The organism is Paenarthrobacter sp. NCHU4564, from assembly GCF_052156435.1.
Lineage (GTDB): Bacteria > Actinomycetota > Actinomycetes > Actinomycetales > Micrococcaceae > Arthrobacter.
Genome location: NZ_JBQLIS010000008.1, coordinates 86699 through 103024, shown reverse-complemented (window position 1 = coordinate 103024; position 16326 = coordinate 86699). Strand labels below are relative to the sequence as shown.

General features: G+C 64.3%; 22 protein-coding genes. 15 read left to right on the top strand and 7 right to left on the bottom strand.

All coding sequences use genetic code 11. The features are described 5' to 3' along the window. Window positions 1-28: 28 nt before the first annotated feature. On the bottom strand, window positions 29-928 hold the full coding sequence (locus ACSVIE_RS10670; protein ID WP_442423785.1) for a hypothetical protein: 900 nt from the start codon (window positions 926-928) through the stop codon (window positions 29-31). Window positions 929-937: 9 nt separating this feature from the next. Continuing rightward, window positions 938-1951, bottom strand: coding sequence for an SPFH domain-containing protein (locus ACSVIE_RS10665; protein WP_442423784.1), 1014 nt, complete (start codon window positions 1949-1951; stop codon window positions 938-940). 103 nt (window positions 1952-2054) lie between these two features. On the opposite strand from ACSVIE_RS10665, the gene ACSVIE_RS10660 reads away from it, so the two are divergent. Next, window positions 2055-2783 carry an NUDIX hydrolase gene (locus tag ACSVIE_RS10660; protein WP_442423783.1) on the top strand — a complete coding sequence of 243 codons (729 nt, stop codon included), beginning with the start codon at window positions 2055-2057 and terminating at the stop codon, window positions 2781-2783. Window positions 2784-2879: 96 nt separating this feature from the next. Further along, entirely contained in the window at window positions 2880-3434 is a 555-nt protein-coding gene (locus ACSVIE_RS10655) for a hypothetical protein (RefSeq protein ID WP_442423782.1), read from the top strand. Window positions 3435-3456: 22 nt separating this feature from the next. Here the strand turns inward: ACSVIE_RS10655 and ACSVIE_RS10650 are convergent, their stop codons facing one another. Further along, the gene (locus ACSVIE_RS10650) at window positions 3457-4044 is read right to left on the bottom strand and encodes an AAA family ATPase (protein WP_442423781.1); all 588 of its coding nucleotides are present in this window, start codon (window positions 4042-4044) and stop codon (window positions 3457-3459) included. Here ACSVIE_RS10650 and ACSVIE_RS10645 point away from each other — a divergent pair, their 5' ends adjacent. From ACSVIE_RS10645 to ACSVIE_RS10620, 6 genes are all read left to right on the top strand, one after another. After that, complete coding sequence (locus ACSVIE_RS10645) at window positions 4045-4485, top strand: hypothetical protein (protein ID WP_442423841.1); 441 nt, start codon at window positions 4045-4047, stop codon at window positions 4483-4485. Further along, window positions 4482-4742 carry a hypothetical protein gene (locus ACSVIE_RS10640; RefSeq protein ID WP_426004119.1) on the top strand — a complete coding sequence of 87 codons (261 nt, stop codon included), beginning with the start codon at window positions 4482-4484 and terminating at the stop codon, window positions 4740-4742. Before ACSVIE_RS10645 ends, ACSVIE_RS10640 begins: the two co-directional genes overlap by 4 nt. Before the next feature lie 90 nt (window positions 4743-4832). Then, window positions 4833-5036, top strand: coding sequence for a hypothetical protein (locus tag ACSVIE_RS10635; RefSeq protein WP_426004117.1), 204 nt, complete (start codon window positions 4833-4835; stop codon window positions 5034-5036). A gap of 143 nt (window positions 5037-5179) precedes the next feature. Continuing rightward, complete coding sequence (locus ACSVIE_RS10630) at window positions 5180-5569, top strand: hypothetical protein (RefSeq protein ID WP_442423780.1); 390 nt, start codon at window positions 5180-5182, stop codon at window positions 5567-5569. 115 nt (window positions 5570-5684) lie between these two features. Next, the gene (locus ACSVIE_RS10625; RefSeq protein ID WP_442423779.1) at window positions 5685-6170 is read left to right on the top strand and encodes an SRPBCC family protein; all 486 of its coding nucleotides are present in this window, start codon (window positions 5685-5687) and stop codon (window positions 6168-6170) included. A gap of 83 nt (window positions 6171-6253) precedes the next feature. Beyond that, window positions 6254-7780 carry a CYTH and CHAD domain-containing protein gene (locus ACSVIE_RS10620; RefSeq protein WP_442423778.1) on the top strand — a complete coding sequence of 509 codons (1527 nt, stop codon included), beginning with the start codon at window positions 6254-6256 and terminating at the stop codon, window positions 7778-7780. Between the two features lie 47 nt (window positions 7781-7827). Here ACSVIE_RS10620 and ACSVIE_RS10615 read toward each other — a convergent pair whose 3' ends face one another. Then, on the bottom strand, window positions 7828-8664 hold the full coding sequence (locus tag ACSVIE_RS10615) for an alpha/beta fold hydrolase (RefSeq protein WP_442423777.1): 837 nt from the start codon (window positions 8662-8664) through the stop codon (window positions 7828-7830). 180 nt (window positions 8665-8844) lie between these two features. Here ACSVIE_RS10615 and ACSVIE_RS10610 point away from each other — a divergent pair, with 180 nt between their 5' ends. From ACSVIE_RS10610 to ACSVIE_RS10595, 4 genes are all read left to right on the top strand, one after another. Then, entirely contained in the window at window positions 8845-9873 is a 1029-nt protein-coding gene (locus tag ACSVIE_RS10610; protein WP_442423776.1) for an AvrD family protein, read from the top strand. Next, window positions 9870-10838 (top strand): beta-ketoacyl-ACP synthase III, encoded by a 969-nt coding sequence (locus ACSVIE_RS10605; RefSeq protein ID WP_442423775.1) that lies wholly within the window; start codon window positions 9870-9872, stop codon window positions 10836-10838. The genes ACSVIE_RS10610 and ACSVIE_RS10605 overlap by 4 nt, the downstream gene beginning before the upstream one ends. 86 nt (window positions 10839-10924) lie before the next feature. Then, on the top strand, window positions 10925-11170 hold the full coding sequence (locus tag ACSVIE_RS10600; protein WP_442423774.1) for an acyl carrier protein: 246 nt from the start codon (window positions 10925-10927) through the stop codon (window positions 11168-11170). Window positions 11171-11216: 46 nt separating this feature from the next. After that, window positions 11217-11828 carry a flavodoxin family protein gene (locus ACSVIE_RS10595; protein WP_442423773.1) on the top strand — a complete coding sequence of 204 codons (612 nt, stop codon included), beginning with the start codon at window positions 11217-11219 and terminating at the stop codon, window positions 11826-11828. A 4-nt stretch (window positions 11829-11832) separates the two neighbouring features. Here ACSVIE_RS10595 and ACSVIE_RS10590 read toward each other — a convergent pair whose 3' ends face one another. The 3 genes from ACSVIE_RS10590 to ACSVIE_RS10580 form a co-directional block, all read right to left on the bottom strand. Beyond that, entirely contained in the window at window positions 11833-12549 is a 717-nt protein-coding gene (locus ACSVIE_RS10590) for a thioesterase II family protein (protein WP_442423772.1), read from the bottom strand. A 4-nt stretch (window positions 12550-12553) separates the two neighbouring features. Continuing rightward, window positions 12554-12961 (bottom strand): winged helix-turn-helix transcriptional regulator, encoded by a 408-nt coding sequence (locus ACSVIE_RS10585; RefSeq protein ID WP_426004103.1) that lies wholly within the window; start codon window positions 12959-12961, stop codon window positions 12554-12556. A 78-nt stretch (window positions 12962-13039) separates the two neighbouring features. Further along, window positions 13040-13723 (bottom strand): HAD family hydrolase, encoded by a 684-nt coding sequence (locus ACSVIE_RS10580; RefSeq protein WP_442423771.1) that lies wholly within the window; start codon window positions 13721-13723, stop codon window positions 13040-13042. 167 nt (window positions 13724-13890) lie between these two features. Between ACSVIE_RS10580 and ACSVIE_RS10575 the strand changes: the two genes are divergently transcribed. The 3 genes from ACSVIE_RS10575 to ACSVIE_RS10565 all read left to right on the top strand — a co-directional run bounded on the left by ACSVIE_RS10575 (window position 13891) and on the right by ACSVIE_RS10565 (window position 16308). Then, a complete protein-coding gene (locus ACSVIE_RS10575) occupies window positions 13891-14568 on the top strand; it encodes an FMN-dependent NADH-azoreductase (RefSeq protein ID WP_426004099.1) in 678 nt (225 codons plus the stop codon). A 9-nt stretch (window positions 14569-14577) separates the two neighbouring features. Beyond that, window positions 14578-15282 (top strand): AAA family ATPase, encoded by a 705-nt coding sequence (locus ACSVIE_RS10570; RefSeq protein ID WP_442423770.1) that lies wholly within the window; start codon window positions 14578-14580, stop codon window positions 15280-15282. Between the two features lie 78 nt (window positions 15283-15360). Then, window positions 15361-16308, top strand: a complete 948-nt coding sequence (locus ACSVIE_RS10565; RefSeq protein ID WP_442423769.1) for a helix-turn-helix transcriptional regulator — start codon at window positions 15361-15363, stop codon at window positions 16306-16308. Window positions 16309-16326 lie beyond the last annotated feature (18 nt).

Sequence of the window (16326 nt, the reverse complement as noted above, 5' to 3'; positions counted from 1 at the left end):
TGCCAGAGTTCCTCAGGACCGCCCCACGCTAGGCCACCAGCCGGAGCGGTGTCCGGCCCAGCTCAACGGTGATCTCCTGCCCCCAGGATGCCGTGAGCCGGTCGTCTTCCATGCCGTCTCCGAACACCACCAACTGGTCCGACGCCACGGTGATCCGCATAGACTCGCCGGCTAACAGGGCACCTTCCGTCAACGAAGCTCCCGTGACGGGGGAGGGCCACGCTTCCCGCACGAACCAGGCCAATCGGGGGTCTGTTGGAGCCGGCAGCGTCCGGCCTCCCCGTTCGAGGGCGATCGAGGCGCACCATCCGGTGGCTCCTGTCCCGGTGGAAACAATGAGCCCGGAGGATGATTGGCGCTCGCTTGCAGGCTTCCCGTCAGCGCGAGGCGCCGTTAACTGGTACCTCGCCGACTGGTGCGAGGCATGGCCGACGAACACTTCGTTGAGCGCCGAAAGCTGCTGGCCGTCGTCGAGCGTTGCCGTCACGGTGGTGAGGTCCTGACAGGGGAGGCGCGCCGAATCGGCGGCGGCCAGGAGGGCTGCCGCCTGGGCGGGAGAGTGGTTTACCAGGACACCGGGGTTGGTGCCGGGTTCGGGGTCGATGCCGAGCACCGGCTGGCCGTTGAGGTACTTGGCGACGTTGGCCACCAACCCGTCCTGTCCCACCACGGCGACGATGTCGTCGTCGGCGAGGAGGAAGCGGCTCAGGTCGGCACGTTCGACGTCGGCCTGCCGCCACTCCGCCGGGATCGAGGCGCGCATGGCGGCCAGGGCTGCGGTGAGTTTGTCGTGCCGGTCCTGGACGTCCTGCAGATTGCGCCCCCGGGTCCGGAGGAAGAATTCTGCCTGACCGCGGGTGGCGTGCCGGTCCAGGAGTTCCTGGAGTTCGGTGCGTCGGTGGACGAAGACGATACGGGGGTTTGCCATCATTGATCCTTACTTGGTGACGGGTGCAGCGGTGTCTTTGAACAGTCCGGCCAGTGCTCCTGTGAGCAGGTCGGGGGTGATGGTGAGGTTGCCGATGTTGGGAAGTGAGCCGGCGGCGTCCCGGAGCGCCAGTGCCAGAAGCGTTGCCTGGTCCATGTCGCGGTAGACCTGCATGGTGGCAGCCTCGCGGGCGGCAGCCGCTTCTCCGACCAGCCGGATCTGGTTGGCTTCCGCTGCGGCGCTGATACCGGTTCGCTCGGCAGACCCTTGGGCCTCGATCAACCCCGCGGCGGCCTTTTCCTCCGCTGCCCTGCGGGCGTTGGCACCTTCCTGCGCCACCAGCCGTTCGCGCCGGGACGCCAGTTCAATCTGGCTTGCCATCTCATTCTCGGAGATGGTCCGTTCACGTTCGACGGCGACTGCGCGCCTTTCGTACACGGCCCGGTCGGCTTCGGCCTGCAGTTGTTCGCGAACTGGTGTTTGGAGGGCCCTTTCGACGTCGGATTCGGGCCGGATCGCGAGCACCTGGACCGCGAGGATTTCGATACCGGTGGACTGCAGCCTCGCATCGGCCCGCAAGGCCTCGGTCAGGAGCAGGCGGAGTTGGGAGATTCCCCGTTCCAGGGCTTCGGCCAGAGTGGTGGTGGCAATCTGGTCAATCGCGTGGCTCTGGCAGAGCTGGCCGATGATGGTGGACACCTGTTCGCGTCCGGTTGCCGGCGGTGCTCCCGCAGGCTGGAGCCCGAAGTCGAGGCGGTTCGAGACAGCCACGGGGTCGGAGAAACGGTAGGTCACGTTGGCCTGCACGCTGACGTCCTGGTGGTCGCGGGTGATGGCGTGGAACAGGGTGGGCAATTCCTGGTCGTCCACGGGAACTTCACTGAGGACGGAGTCGGCTTGGCGGAACCAGAATGCCTGGCCCACGCCTTGGTGCCGGACCTGCCCTTTCTGCAGGTGGACTACGTAGCCGGTGGGGCTGCCGAGGAAGTGGTTGATCCCGGGGTAGCGCTTGATGGTTGCCATGGTGTGCTCCTTCTCGTTTGTTCTCGTCACTTTGACGATAACTAAAACTTGGGCAGCAGTCGTCTTTATTGTCAACTTGACGATAATTGCCTACGATTGCTGCATGCCTTCGAATGCCCCTGCCCGCTTCCCAGTGACCGTGGATGTGGTTGCCCTGACTGTCCGTGAGGGCAGCTTGAACGTCCTGCTGATCACGCGCCTCATCGAGCCCTTCCGGGGCCAACTGGCCCTCCCTGGCGGGTTCGTCCTTCCGGGTGAGGACCTGCTCGAGGCGGCGACGCGGGAGCTCGCCGAGGAGACCGGCGTCGAACGCCTCCCCGGCCACCTGGAGCAATTGGGGAGCTACGGGCCCAAGGGCCGCGATCCCCGGGGTGAGATCCTGACTGTGGCCCACCTGCTGCTCGCCCCGGACTTCCCCGTCCTGGCTGCGGGCAGCGACGCCGAGAAGGCAGCGTGGTATCCCGTGGCCGCGATCATGGACGGCGAGGTAGGTCTCGCTTTCGATCACGCGCGCATTCTGCAGGATGCGCTGGAACGGGCCAAGGCTAAGCTCGAGTACTCACCATTGGGCGCAGCATTCTGCGGGGAGGAGTTCACCATTGCCCAACTCCGGTCCGTGTATGAGGCTGTGTGGGGGACGCGGCTGGATCCCCGCAACTTCCATCGGAAAGCCACCGGCACGCCCGGCTTCCTGGAGGACACAGGCCGCATGACCGCGGGCGACGCGGGACGGCCGGCAGCGCTGTTTCGCCTCACCCCGGAAGCACGCCCGACGGCGGGTCAACCCACCCGCGCGATCCTCAACCCGCCGCTGATGCGGCCACGGGACTAAACGCCGCCTTCGCCCAATAGGCTCTGGACAGCTTCCGGCTCGTGGCTGCACTCTATTCTGAGGGCTTCAGCAGCGAGGCCCTCTCTGGAGGCATTCATGGGCAGGTTCGGTGACTTTCTCGGCACGGCGATGCACCGCAGTGCTCCCCAGACCGGAGCCTTGCCGTTGATAACCCAGCCCCAATCCATGGTGGTTCCCAAGCTGGCTGAAATCGTCGGTGGCGTGGTTGCCGTGCTGCGGGAGGACGGCCGTAGCTCCCTTCCGGTGGTGGATTCCCGCTCCTCGGCTCCGTGGCCCGGCGTTTACGTCCTGGGACACATCGCCGGAGCGGATGACGACGGCGGTACGGCCTTCGCGGAGGTGGCCATGGACGGCTCGGGCCGGCTCGCGCTGTTCCAGCCACTGGAAGTGGCCGCCAGGGGGTCCCGGTTGGTTCCTGTTAGCTCCTCCAGCCTGGAGGGCAGATATTTGAAGCAAGTGGGCGAGATCCGGCCCACCAGCGAACGGGGTGCATTTCCCATCACGTTGGACCGGACCGGTGAATTGATGATCCTGCCTTTGTGGCGGCCCGAATATACGGCGGAGGTGCCCTTGAGGGAGTACTTGTACTCCCTGGCATCCGAGGCCGGTGGAGTCCTGCCTCCCGGCTGAGGCCCCGGGCCAAGGTCCGGGCCTAAGACCTAGCGGTGCTGGCCGGAGCGAGGGTCGCTGCATCCCTGAGTTGTTCCAGCGTTTCCTCGGCCGAGCCGTTGGCATCCACCTCAACGAAGTCCGGGAATTCGGGAAGCGAGCGGTAGGCCGCGCGGAAGGCCTGCAGATCGGACAGTGTCTCCTGGTCAGTGCCACGCCGGATGACGCGTTCATGCGCCACCCGGGGGTCGACGTCGAAATGGACGATGAGGTCCGGCGCGGGAAGTGCGGCCAGCAACCACGGCAGGAAGCGGCCGCGCCCCAGTCCGTTGGCCTGGCGGAGGGCCAGCTGGCAATGCAGGTGGCGGTCCATCACCACGGTCCCTTTGAAGAAGCGGGCGCGGGCATGCGACACCACGACGTTGAAGATCCGGACAGTGGTCTCAATGGCGTCGACCAAGCGGGCAGGCAGGTGCCAGCCGAAGCGGGCGCTAAGGAGGGACAACCGGCGCCGGGCGGCATGGTTGCTGAGCAGCAACGCCTTGGTGCCGCTCTTCTCCAGCGTCGTGGCCAGGGCGTTGGCCGCCGTCGTTTTTCCGGACCCGTCTATGCCTAACAGAACAATGAGCATGTGGCCTCCCTTCGTCTTCCGTACAACGCCGAACGGCGCGAACTTGTGCCGAAATATGGCCGGGATCACTACTGTGCCGTGTGGCGACGTCCGCCTATCATGATGCTGTGCACGTACTTTGGTAAGCCGGATTTGTTTGAGCCGGCGGTCTTAGGGGTAAGTACGGAACAAGGAGATCATTTTCTCCGTTCGGTGCCCGTTGATATGGGGTGGATCTCCTATTGGAGTCCCAGCGGACGCCTTCCTAACTGGACAAATTTGTTTGAAGGGATGCGTAGCTACATGAACACTCTTTTAGTGATTGCCGGTGTCATCGCGATCATCTTGCTCCTTGTTGGCGGATTTAACCAAGCCTTGAGCTTCCTGCTGTGGGTAGGAATTATCCTGCTTGTTCTGGCTCTCATTGGTTGGGTGCTTGGCAGGGGCCGGTCGCGCGTATGACCACTGATCCAACCGAAGTTGCCGGCTTTAGCCAGGTGCACGACGGAATCACCACTCCGGGACACCCGATCCCACGGGATTTGGGGGCTCCGGAGCAGGATGAGCAGGTTCCGGTGGATGATTCCGGGGGTGGCCCCGAGGACGCCACGGATGCCGGAGAGAATCAATCGGCAAATCCGGCGGGACCGGCTGAAGAAAAGGATGGGCAAACTGCGGATGACCGCGGTTTGACCACCGAAACCAATCCAACGGATTGACCAGGGTGCGGCCGTGCAGGGAACTGTGCGGCCGCATTCCGGTTCTCCGGGCTTTTCCCCGGCAGTACATCCGTTATTTGAGAGGTAAAAATGCGTATCGGTTCAATTATCGGGCTGATCGTTGTTGTGTGGCTGGTGATTGGTGCAATTGCGGCAGGCCAGCGCGGCTATTACAACGCCCCGCCTGCCCAGTGCTCGCAGTTCGCTACGATCGCGCTGAATATTGTGGCGGGCCCGTTGAATTACACGGGGCTGGACCCGCAGGGCGGCTGTGAAGTTCCCCAGCCTTCGTAAGGCCGGTGTACATCGTAGTGCCTTACCCGGCAGATTACTAAGTTTGCTGATTAATTACGTCCGATCATGGACAGTAAGGCTACTGACCTTATAGGTTCGAAGAGTTCATAAACAGTTCCACCGCTTTGGAAAGGACAGGTCGCATGGACAAGCAGAACGCCACACCGGAAGAAGAAGTGGGCGGCTACGGTACCCCCACTGCGGAGCAGGAAGCCGGCGGAGGCCAAGCCCAGCCACGGGTGGAAGAAGACCTCAGCGAGGCAGGCCTGAGCCAGGACAGCCCCGACGGCGAAACCTACGCCACCGGCGCGCCCAACCTGAGCCACCTGGATCCGGAAGATTCCGACAGTGCGGGGGAGCCCGGCGCCGGCCGTTTTGGCGGCACGGATGAGCAGTACCACACGGAACAATCCACGATCCCGGACGAATCAGGTTCGGAAACGGCGTCGGACATTCCCGACGGAAGCGGCAATGACCTTCCCCCGGAGGAGTCCCCCAAGGACGACGACGGCGAAAGCTTCGACGCCGGCTGAGCAACCGCGCTGACGCGCCCAAGACCGGCGCGCCTGCGGTTATGCAGCCAGCCGGCTGGCGCGCCACCGGCAGTCCAACCCACCGACACCATGAAACATTGAAGGAGCACCACCTATGGCTACCGTCAATAAGTCAGTCGACGTAGATGTCCCCGTATCCGTGGCCTACAACCAGTGGACACAGTTCGAGACGTTCCCGGAGTTCATGAACGGCGTAGAGGCAGTCCAGCAGATTGATGACACCGCCCTGCATTTCTCCACCAACGTGGGCGGCGTCAAGCGCGAGTACAACGCGCAGATCATCGAGCAGGTGCCGGATTCCCTGGTGAGCTGGGCCAGCGTGGACGGCCCGCGCAATGCGGGAACAGTGAGCTTTGAGCCACTGGATGCCGGCCGGACGAGGGTCAACGTGGAGATCGAATGGGAACCCGATTCCCTCACGGAGAAGGCCGGGTCGGCGGTAGGCGCCGACAGCCTGCGCGTTGGTGCCGACCTGGACAAGTTCAAGAAGTTTATAGAAGCCCAGGGACATGAAACAGGTGCCTGGCGTGGCACTGTCAGCGGTGGCGATGTTGATGAAGCAGGAGGACCATTGGTTTAACCGCTTCTCCGGGAGGGCCGGCCAGCGAACGGGCCGGCCCTCGCCGGCGCCCTACGGAAATGCGCAGTGAGGAGATTACGCCCATGGCAGCTTCCAGCACGGTTGAGGCAGAAAGAAAGTTCGACGCCGACACCTCCACTCCGCTTCCCGACCTCACGGGGGTGAAGGGCGTCGCCCGCGTCGGCTCACCTGCCACCCACACCCTCGAGGCCGTCTATTTCGATACGCGGGACCTGGCTCTGGCAGCCCACGGCATCACGCTTCGGCGGCGTACCGGAGGACCCGACGCCGGATGGCACCTCAAGCTTCCCCACAGCCCAGGGCGTCGAACAGAAATCCAGGCACCGCTGGGCCAAGTGGACACCGTACCCGTGGAACTCCTCGACCGGGTGCTGGCCTTTTCGCGTGGACATGCACTCAAGCCGGTGGCAACGCTGGACACGCAGCGCACAACGTACGCACTGTACAGCGACGATGACCAGCGGTTGGCCGAGTTCGTGGACGACCACGTTGCGGCGCGCCCCGCCCACGACAGCCCTGCTCCACAGGAGTGGCGGGAGTGGGAAGTGGAGCTGAACGGGGCGGTCGGGGACCACGACGATGCCCTGCTGGACGCCGTAGCTACCCGCCTCGTCCAAACCGGCGCACGCCCCAGTGAACGGACCTCAAAGCTTGCCACGGCCTTGGGCGATACGTTGCCTCCTGCCAAGGGCAGCGGCCGGGAAGTGCCCCGGCCCAAGGGCCCGGCTGTGGTTCCGGTGCTTAACTATCTGGACGGGTTGCTGGCAAAGGTCCTTCTTGAAGATGCCCACGTCCGGATGAACCGGGACGACGCAGTCCACCAGATGCGGACCCTGACCAGGCGTCTGCGTTCTGTGCTGCGCAGCTACCGCAAGTTTTTCAAGGCAGCCCCAGTGGCCGAACTCGAATCCGAGCTGAAATCGCTGGCCAAGACCCTGGGCCGCTACCGTGACGTTGAGGTGCTGCATGCCCGGCTCCGGAAGGACCTGGACGACCTGCCGGTGAAGCTTGTACTGGGACCCCTGCAGGCCGAACTTGATGAACGGATGAAAGTCCGCGCCGACACCGCCCTGGCTGCCATCCGTACACGGCTCAACAGCCCTAGGTACTTCCGTCTCCTGGACAAGCTTGAAGCGTTCCTTGACGCTCCACCGGTAGCTCCGGGAGGAACCGGACCGGCGCGGAAAACCACCGCCAAGTACGTCAACAAAGCCGCCAAGCGCGTAGCCAAACGCCATGACGCAGCGGTGGGTGCCGCCGTCGGGCCTTCCCGCGACCTGGCGTTCCACGAGGTTCGGAAGGCTGCCAAAAAACTGCGTTTCGCTGCCTCTGCCGTGGAAAGCGTGCACGGAAAGCCGGCACGGAAGATGGCTGACGCAGCACACGGGATCCAGACGGTCCTCGGTGAACACCAGGACAGCGCCGTGGCACGCGCGGAGCTGCTGAAACTCGGCTCGGCGCCGGTCGTGGGAAATGCCGCCTTCACCTACGGTGTCCTCCACGCTGCCGAACGCCAAGCAGCCGATGCTGCGCAGCAGGAGTACCTGCGCGGCAAGAAGAAAGCACGGAAACTGCGCCTCAAGAAGTAAGGAATTTGCCCTCCGGAACCTGGCCGGAGGGCAATTTCTCCCCGGGACTATTTCTTCAGGAAGGCCAGAAGCGCCTGGTTGATCTCGGCTCCGTGCGTCCACAGCAGGCCATGCGGGGCGCCTTCGATCTCCTGATACTCGGCGCTGGGCAAAGCTTCCTTGAAACGGCGTCCGGTGACGTCGATCGGCAGGATGTTGTCTGCCGTGCCGTGGACAATCAGGGCCGGAACGTCGATCTTGGGGATATCGGCCCGGAAGTCCGTGAGCCACGTGGGCTGGGCAGCGACGGACGCGAAGGCTCCCGAGCTTGCCGCGAGGTTCCAGCTGGCATCCAAGGACTCCTGGCTGAGCCGCTCGGTCCCCAGGAACGTATCCGTGTTGTAGAAGTTCTTGAAGAAGTCGGTAAAGAACGCGTACCGGTCCGCCTTCACGGCATCGGCCAGACCGTCAAAGACATCCTGCGGAACGCCGTCCGGGTTGTCGTCGGTCTTCAGGAGGAACGGCTCCAGCGAACCAAGGAACACGGCTTTGGCTACGCGGGCTGAACCGTAGGTGCTGATGTAGCGGGCAACCTCCCCGGTACCCATGGAGAAGCCCACCAGGACTGCGTTGTTCAGGTCCAGGGTTTCCAGGACGGTCTTGAGGTCGGCCGCGAACGTGTCGTAGTCATAGCCAACGGTGGGTTTGCCCGACTTTCCGAAACCCCGGCGGTCATAGGTGATGACCCGGTACCCGGCGTCCAGCAGGGCAGCAGTCTGCTTTTCCCATGACGAGCCGTCCAGCGGATAGCCGTGGATCAGCACCACTGCCTGTCCCGACCCGTGATCCTCGTAATAGAGCTCAATCTCAGTGCTGTTTTCGTTTCCGACGGTGATGTAAGCCAAGACTTCGGTCCCTTCATAGCGGTTCTGGGGTGGAACGTTTCCAGCCTACGTGGCCCGCCAACCCGCTGTGCAGGATCCCGGCAGGGTGGTGTTCCCACCAACAGCATCGGCGCACACTGGTTGCCGCCGGCGCCCCGGTGGATTCTTGGATCACCGCCGATGACGATCCTAGGAAGACCCATGCCACTCGCCCTGCGCCCCACCAGCAGCTACGCTTCCATCGACGAGCTCCTGGGTGACGGAAGCCGCCGTTTCTTCAGCCATGGCTACAAGTCCACCAATCCCCGGCTCAGTTCCCTCCGGGTAGTCCACACCCTGGCAGAATCCACCTTGACGGCCCGCGCCGCACTGGGCCTGGACGGCGTCTGGTCCGTCAAAGGAAACTCGGAACAGGTTCCGCATCTTGGCACCACGGACGTCCTGGTCCTGGCGTGCAGAATGGCCGAGGCCCTGCTGGCCAGCCGCTATTCCCCGGACCTGTTGCCCTCGGCCCGGCTGGCCTCCGTGACCATCTCCGGAGGCAGCGAACCGGTGGAAGGCCTCTTGGGCGACCTTGAATGCCGGGCAACCCTTGAGGACGGGGCGGCAGGCTCGGTGATCCGGTGCTCCGTGGCGTCCATGGGTGCGGTGCTGGAAATCGACCACCAGCCGGCCGGGCTGGGGCTTGCCTCAGTCCAGTCTCCGACAGAAGAGGCCTTGGTGGGTGAGGCCGGTTCGCGTCTCTACGGGCAACTGTGGGCCCAACGGCAGGTCTCCTTGCTGGACGTGGTCCTGGACGGTGACGGTAACGCCCGGGCCGGGCTGTCCTTCCGCGAACAACCTTTCCTCGGCCGGAACCTGGGTGACCGCCGCGGGTTGGAAGCTGCGTACCCCCAGGCGCTGTCCGCCGTCGAGTACTTTGTAGGGTCGCTGCAACTGGGGCAAGTCCTCCTGTACCGGCTGGACTCCATGGACCGGGCCAACAGCAACACTCTGTGGATGCGCCGGACGCGCATCACCCTCAACGTTCCCTGCCCGAAGATCGGGGGCGGGCAGGGTACTGACCTGACGGTCCGGCTGAAGAAGAGCCGCCTTATCGAAAAAGACGGCGGAGTGTGGCGTTGCGCTGACGTCGTGGGAACGTTCGACGGCGGCGAGGTCGTCTGCAGCGTCGCCCACCGTCTTCCCGTGGCGGCCGGCGTCCCTGCGACCGCTGGGGTAGTGAAATGAGTACTGCTGTTGTCCGGGGCCTTGGTGGTGCCCTGCCGGGAAAGGTGGTCACCAACCACCATCTCTCGGCCGTCATGGACACCACCGACGAGTGGATCCGGCGCCGGACGGGAATCGTTGAGCGCCGCCACGCCGATGAAACAGAGAGCACCAGCGTGCTGGCAACCCTGGCGGGAGAACGCGCCCTGGCAAGTGCCGGCGTCGACTCTGCGGGGCTGGTGATTGTGGCGACCTCGACGCCGGACAAAGTCTGCCCGGCCACGGCACCAAAGGTTGCGGCGAACCTCGGGCTGAACGGGGTCGCAGCCTTCGACATTTCGGCCGTGTGTTCGGGATTCGTGTACGCCCTGGCTACTGCCGCATGGGCCATTGAGTCGGGGTCAACCTCTTCTGCGCTGGTGATCGGAGCCGACACGTTCACGCGGCTGCTCGATCCAACGGACCGGACTACGTCCGTGATCTTCGGTGACGGGGCAGGAGCGGCGTACCTTGCCGCGGGCACTCCGGACCAGCCCGGAGCCATCCACGCCTCCACCCTGCATGCGGACGGCGACGGGGAATCCCTGATCCAGGTTCCGCGGGGCGCCGGTTCATTCTTTGAAATGCAGGGAAAGGAAGTGTTCACCCAGGCGGTCACCGCCATGTCCGGATCCCTGCAGACCGTGCTGGACTCTGCAGGCTGGACTGCGGCGGAGGTCGATTCGTTGATAGCCCACCAGGCCAATCTCCGGATCCTGAACGCCGTGGCCTCCGTGGCCGGGATCCCGGCCGCCAAAGCGGAGGTGCATTTGGACAGGGTGGGCAATACGTCCGCTGCCTCCATTCCGCTGGCCATGACCGACGCCGCCACCAAAGGACACCGGACACCCGGAGACAGGGTGCTGCTCACTGCCTTCGGCGGAGGCACCACCTGGGGAGCCATAGCCATGACCTGGCCATCAATCTCGGTGGTCGACCCGCACTAGGGACGGCTGCCAACTCCTGCCGGCGGGGCCGCGCAGGACCACCGTGGCGCCGGTTGCTCCCGGCCCACTGAAAAGGGGGAAGAACAATGGAAATCACCGCTCTGGACGTCATCGAGGCCATCCGGTCCACCATGGACGAACTCAGCCATATGGGGCCGGACGACGCCTTCGCGGACCTCGACATCGACTCACTCTCACTGGTTGAAGCGGCCGTGATCATCAGCAACAAATTCGGCGTGCGCGTTGATGAATTCGAACTCACGGAAGCAGGAACTGCCCGTGAGGCCGCCAACCTGGTCACCGACAAGCTGGCCTTGCAACCCGCACTCTGACCACATCTGCCACCGCCCACAAGCACACAACACAGCGAGGACACCCATGACCATTCCCGCAATCGCAGTTCTCTACTATTCAGGCTCCGGCCACACCAAAGTCCTGGCGGATGCCGTCACGGCAGCTGCCGCAGCCACCGGTGCCACCACGGCGCTGTTGCGCGTTGATGAACTTGACCAGGAAGCCTGGGATTTCCTTGACGAGGCTGATGCCATCATCTTTGGTGCCCCCACCTACATGGGCACCGCACCGGCAGCGTTCCACGCATTCGCCGAAAAGACCGCCGGTCGATGGGCCGTCCAGAAATGGCATGACAAGCTCGGGGCGGGCTTCACCAACGCAGCGTGCAAAGCCGGAGACAAGAACTCCACGCTGGACTACTTCGCTACATTCGGTGCCCAGCACGGCATGAACTGGATCAACCTGGGCCTCCTGCCCGGTTGGAAGAGCACCAAGGGTACGGAAAACGACCTCAACCGCTTTGGCTACTTCAACGGGGCCGCCGCACAGACGTTCTCCGACGTCGGTGTTGACGGCGTGCATCCGGCGGACATCGCAACGGCTGAGCATCTGGGCCGCCGGGTGGCGGAGATCGCCGCTGTCTTCGCGGCCGGTAAGACCGCGCTGGAACGGGAACTGGTCAGCGCGGGAGCCTGAACCGCTACGGAAAGCCCGGTGACATCCGGTGTCGCCGGGCTTTCTGCTGTCCCCCCTGGTCCTGGTAGGGCTCTGCCAGGGTCGTTTCCACCAGCCTCATCACTGCGGGGTTGCCCACGTGAAAAAGGTGGCCACGCCCGGCTTCCACCACCGGCGGAGCCGCCGTACACCAATCAGCCCAGCGCGCCGATTCCGACGCCGGCACCACGGGATCGTCCCGGCCCACCAGGACCGTAGCAGGCACTTCCAGTTGGCGCGCCGGTGGCCTGCCTTGGTAGCTGCCAAGAAGTGCCAGATCCTCCTGGAGAACCTCCAGGGCACGCTCCGACAACGTGCCGGAAACACCCGGCTCTGCCACAACGGCATCCGCCCATACGGCGGCGGGAACCTTTCCGGTGGCGGCAGCACCGGCGTCGGGCGTCACCGGCAGGAAGCCCGACGGCGGCCGCGCGGCTGCGAGGAAAACGTGCGCCACGGTGCCGGACTCCTGGAGGCGGAGCGCCACCTCGAAGGCGAGCACGGCACCCATGCTGTGCCCATACAGCGCAATGCGCGGAGACCGGGATTCCTGAACCCGGCTTGCGATGGAGTCAGCCGCCGCTCCGAACGATGCGAAGTTCCGGCCACGGTAGCCGGCCTTGGTAACGGTGACTCCTTGGAAGCGCCACCCAGCGAAGCTTGCAGTGGTTCCGCCCGCGTGGTGCAGGCAAAACAGGTGCATGCCGCTAGCTGAAGGCCAGCCGGTGCCGGTCGTGCTCGAGCCGGGAAGCGGCGACGTCGTCCATGTGTTCCTCGGCCCATTCCTTCATGTCGAAGATGATCCGCAGGAGCGACCGACCCCGCGGAGTCAACTCATAGTCAGTACGAACGGGCACGGACACGGTGACATGGCGCAGCACCAGGCCGTCACGCTCAAGTGACCGGAGTGTGGACGTCAGCATCTTCTGGCTGGCACCCGGAATTTTCTTGCGAAGGTCGCTGTGCCGTTGCTGGCCGCCTTCCAGGGCGAGCATGACAAGGGTTACCCATTTGCTGCTGATCGCTTCAAGGAGTTGGCGCGCGGGGCAAAGGTCCAGGGAAGCGTTGTAGTGCTTCCGGGCCTTCTGGCGCTTCTGTTCAGCCGTGAGAGTCATTTCCCCAATACTTTCCTCATCAAGTGGACTGCTGGGCACAGCTTACTTGGGGCGTGTGACAGTCTGGGAAACAACGACTCAAACCTTAACCGGCGGCACCTCTGCAGCACGCATGAGCCGCCCACCGACCAGCATCGACTCGCCGGCCAGGGCCATGAACGGAAGGTCCGAGCTGTGGTCCCCGTAGGCGTAGCTTGCGTCCAGGTCCACACCGGACACAGCTGCGTGCCTCCGGACAGCGCCCGCCTTGGCTTCACCAACCAGTGCTTCGCGGATACCGCCGGTGTACCGGCCGTCGGTGACCACCGGTTCCGTGCACAGCAGGTCCAAGGTGGGCCACCGCCGTCGTACATGCTCCAAGGCCGGCGCGAACGATGCCGTGACGGCCACCAACTGCCGCCCCGCAGCGGCGTGGGCATCCAGGAGTGAGGCCACTGGCTCAAGAAAAGCCCAGTCGTCCGGCGAGCCGGCCTGGGTGTCGGCCCACAGCCCGCCGAGGTGCTGGATCCCGTCCACGGCACGGCCGCTCCACCAACGGAAGTACCGGGCATTCGTTACTGAACGCGGCACACCGTTCGCGGCTGATGACCTAAGTCCGGCCAGGAAATCCTCCGCTTCGGCGCTGCGGCCCTGGCGCGCTGCATCGAAACGGAGGAACTCGAAGATCGTGTTGTAGGCGGTGACGGTGCCGTCGATGTCCGTGTAGACCGCTTGAGCGGCGTTGGCCTGCCCGCAGGACCGGGAGGTTCGGGATTCTTCCACAGGAAGAATCCTAGGGCGCGGTCCGGTGATGGGAAGCCCTTCCAGGGAGGGCACTTCGAAGTGCCCTAGGCACAAAAAAGTGCGTTCTTACGCAGGTCCGCAGCACCGGGTGAGGATCGTTGACGGGGCACAAAGCGTCCCCGCAGCAAAGCCTCGAAAGGAAGCACATGCCTACCATCCTCCACGTCAATGCCTCCCCGCGTTACGCCAACAGCGACTCCCTGCGGCTGGCCCGGCACTTCATCGATTCCGTCCAGGCTGCCGGTCCGGAGAGCTTTGAGCTGGAGACGCTGAACCTGTTCGATGACGGTGCGCTCCCCGTTTTCGGCCGGATCGCCGCTGCGGCGAAGATGGCTGTCTTCACCGGCCAGGACCAGACCCCTGAGCAGGTGGCAGCGTGGGAAGCCGCCCGGGCTGTGTTTGACCAGTTCGCCGCCGCAGACGCGTATGTTTTCAACATTCCCATGTGGAACTCCGGCGTGCCCTATGTCCTCAAGCAGTGGATCGACATCATCACCCAGCCCGGCTGGAGCTTCGGCTTCGATCCGGAGCAGGGCTACCGCGGCCTGATGGAAGGCAAGCAGGCCCTCGCCATCCACACCAGCGGCGTCTACGCTCCCGGTGTCCCTGCCGCCTTCGGTTCCGATTTCAGCAGCACCTTCTTTGCTGACTGGCTGAACTTCGTAGGCATCGAGGACGCAACCCACGTGCGCTTCGCTCCGACGGTCCTCAACGCGGATGTCGAAGGCACCCGCCAGGTTGCAGAAGCGGACCTGAGCGACGCCGCCATCGAGTTTGCCGGCAAGCTCAGCGCCGTGGGTGCCCTCCAGCTCGTCAACGACTAGGAGGCCTGCGTGCGTATCGGCATTTCGGGTACCTATTCCTCGGGCAAGACCTTCACGTCCATGGCGCTGTCCCACTACACCGGGCTTCCCCGGACGCGGGCCAGGACCATGCGGGAGATCCTGCCCGAGGCGGCACCGGGCAAGACCCTGGAGGAGTGCACGGCTGCGGAACTCATCCAGATGATCGTCACCCGTCACGTGGAGCGCGCTGTCTACGAAGACCGGCTCTCGGACGGCTTCATCTCCGACGGTTCGTCCCTCCAGGAATGGATTTACGGTTCGGTGCGTGTCTCCCTGGGGCTGAACCCCAGCGCGTCCGCACACTTGAAGGCCGGCGAAACGGTGGAGAAGACGCCGGAACTGGCATTCTTCGAGGAGGTCATGACCAGCCTCGGCAACAGCTTCAAGCGGCACGTCAAGGGCTCCTTCGATGTCTTTGTCCACCTCAAGAACGAACTCCCGCTCTCGGCCGACGGTCACCGTCCGGTAAACGACCAATTCCGGAACATGTCGGACGCCATCCTGCAGGAGACCATGGACGAGCTCGGTATTCCGTTCCACGTCGTGTCAGGTTCGGTTGAGGAACGGCTGGTGCAGATCGCCTCTTTGTTCAACCTCGAACCGCGCATGAGTCCCTCGGATGCCACCCGCCTGGCATCCGAGGAGTATGCGCAGCTGGATGTCCGCTCTGAAAAAGAGCGGGTCCTGCAGTAACCAGGAACCGTCCGACTCTCCGTCCGGCCGTCCACCAAAGGGTGGACGGCCGGACGCTGGCCATTAACTGGAGACCCCATGCCTGCCGATAGACCCCCCATCACGGAAAAGCTCACGCCCGGCGGCCGGAGCCTGCCGCCGGACAAACCTCTGGCGCACCGGACCCGTTCCAACCACGCCCGCTTGGGCGAGTTCTTCCGCGCCAGGCGCGAACAGACACGTCCGGAGGACGTTGGGCTGCCCGTTAGCCCTCGACGCCGGACTCCCGGACTGAGGCGCGAAGAGGTCGCCGTCCTGGCCAATGTGGGGGTCTCCTGGTACACGTGGCTTGAACAGGGCCGGGCCATCGGTGCTTCGGAGGAGATCCTGGACGCGATTTCCACCGCCCTGCAACTGAGCCCCGAGGACCGCGCATACGTCATGCTTCTTGCATCGGGGCGGCGCCCGGTGTCCGATGCGGGGACTGGCAACCCGCGGAGCGTTGGTTGGCGGGACACTGGAGCCGGAGGCTTGGAAGGCTCCCAGCTTGCCCTGCTTCAGCAGCTGGTGGATGCCATGGAAAACCCGAGCTACATCGCCGATCCGTTCTGGGCCGTTGTGGTCATGAATACAGCCGCCGCGGACACGTTCGATACGCGCGTGGGCGAAAGCTGCCTCCAGCGGTTCTTCACTGATCCGGAGCTCGCCAAACCGCACGTGCACAAGGAGATGATGGCCCGTTCCATGGTGGCGCAGTTCCGGGCGCAGTCGGCCAAGTTCCCGGACGACCCACGCTTTGATGCCATGGCCCGCGCACTGTGCAGCGTTTCGGATGCTTTCCGCGAGCTGTGGGAGCGCCAGGTGGTGGGCGATTCCTACCATGTTGACGTGGTGTACGACCACCCGCTGCTTGGCCGGCTGAGTTTCGCGCCGATGGTGCTGGGAGTACCGCAGTTCCCGGCGTTGCGGCTGTTTACCTACCTGCCAAAGAGCGGCACGGGGACGCAGCCGGCCCTGGTGTCCCTGGAGCGGAAAGCCGTCGTCTGATCTGCCGCTGGTTGCCCG

Coding starts and splice junctions, on each gene's coding strand:
- ACSVIE_RS10670 (WP_442423785.1), bottom strand. CDS start 928: ATGGCAAACCCCCGTATCGTCTTCGTCCACCGACGCACCGAACTCCAG.
- ACSVIE_RS10665 (WP_442423784.1), bottom strand. CDS start 1,951: ATGGCAACCATCAAGCGCTACCCCGGGATCAACCACTTCCTCGGCAGC.
- ACSVIE_RS10660 (WP_442423783.1), top strand. CDS start 2,055: ATGCCTTCGAATGCCCCTGCCCGCTTCCCAGTGACCGTGGATGTGGTT.
- ACSVIE_RS10655 (WP_442423782.1), top strand. CDS start 2,880: ATGGGCAGGTTCGGTGACTTTCTCGGCACGGCGATGCACCGCAGTGCT.
- ACSVIE_RS10650 (WP_442423781.1), bottom strand. CDS start 4,044: ATGCTCATTGTTCTGTTAGGCATAGACGGGTCCGGAAAAACGACGGCG.
- ACSVIE_RS10640 (WP_426004119.1), top strand. CDS start 4,482: ATGACCACTGATCCAACCGAAGTTGCCGGCTTTAGCCAGGTGCACGAC.
- ACSVIE_RS10635 (WP_426004117.1), top strand. CDS start 4,833: ATGCGTATCGGTTCAATTATCGGGCTGATCGTTGTTGTGTGGCTGGTG.
- ACSVIE_RS10630 (WP_442423780.1), top strand. CDS start 5,180: ATGGACAAGCAGAACGCCACACCGGAAGAAGAAGTGGGCGGCTACGGT.
- ACSVIE_RS10625 (WP_442423779.1), top strand. CDS start 5,685: ATGGCTACCGTCAATAAGTCAGTCGACGTAGATGTCCCCGTATCCGTG.
- ACSVIE_RS10620 (WP_442423778.1), top strand. CDS start 6,254: ATGGCAGCTTCCAGCACGGTTGAGGCAGAAAGAAAGTTCGACGCCGAC.
- ACSVIE_RS10610 (WP_442423776.1), top strand. CDS start 8,845: ATGCCACTCGCCCTGCGCCCCACCAGCAGCTACGCTTCCATCGACGAG.
- ACSVIE_RS10605 (WP_442423775.1), top strand. CDS start 9,870: ATGAGTACTGCTGTTGTCCGGGGCCTTGGTGGTGCCCTGCCGGGAAAG.
- ACSVIE_RS10600 (WP_442423774.1), top strand. CDS start 10,925: ATGGAAATCACCGCTCTGGACGTCATCGAGGCCATCCGGTCCACCATG.
- ACSVIE_RS10595 (WP_442423773.1), top strand. CDS start 11,217: ATGACCATTCCCGCAATCGCAGTTCTCTACTATTCAGGCTCCGGCCAC.
- ACSVIE_RS10590 (WP_442423772.1), bottom strand. CDS start 12,549: ATGCACCTGTTTTGCCTGCACCACGCGGGCGGAACCACTGCAAGCTTC.
- ACSVIE_RS10585 (WP_426004103.1), bottom strand. CDS start 12,961: ATGACTCTCACGGCTGAACAGAAGCGCCAGAAGGCCCGGAAGCACTAC.
- ACSVIE_RS10575 (WP_426004099.1), top strand. CDS start 13,891: ATGCCTACCATCCTCCACGTCAATGCCTCCCCGCGTTACGCCAACAGC.
- ACSVIE_RS10565 (WP_442423769.1), top strand. CDS start 15,361: ATGCCTGCCGATAGACCCCCCATCACGGAAAAGCTCACGCCCGGCGGC.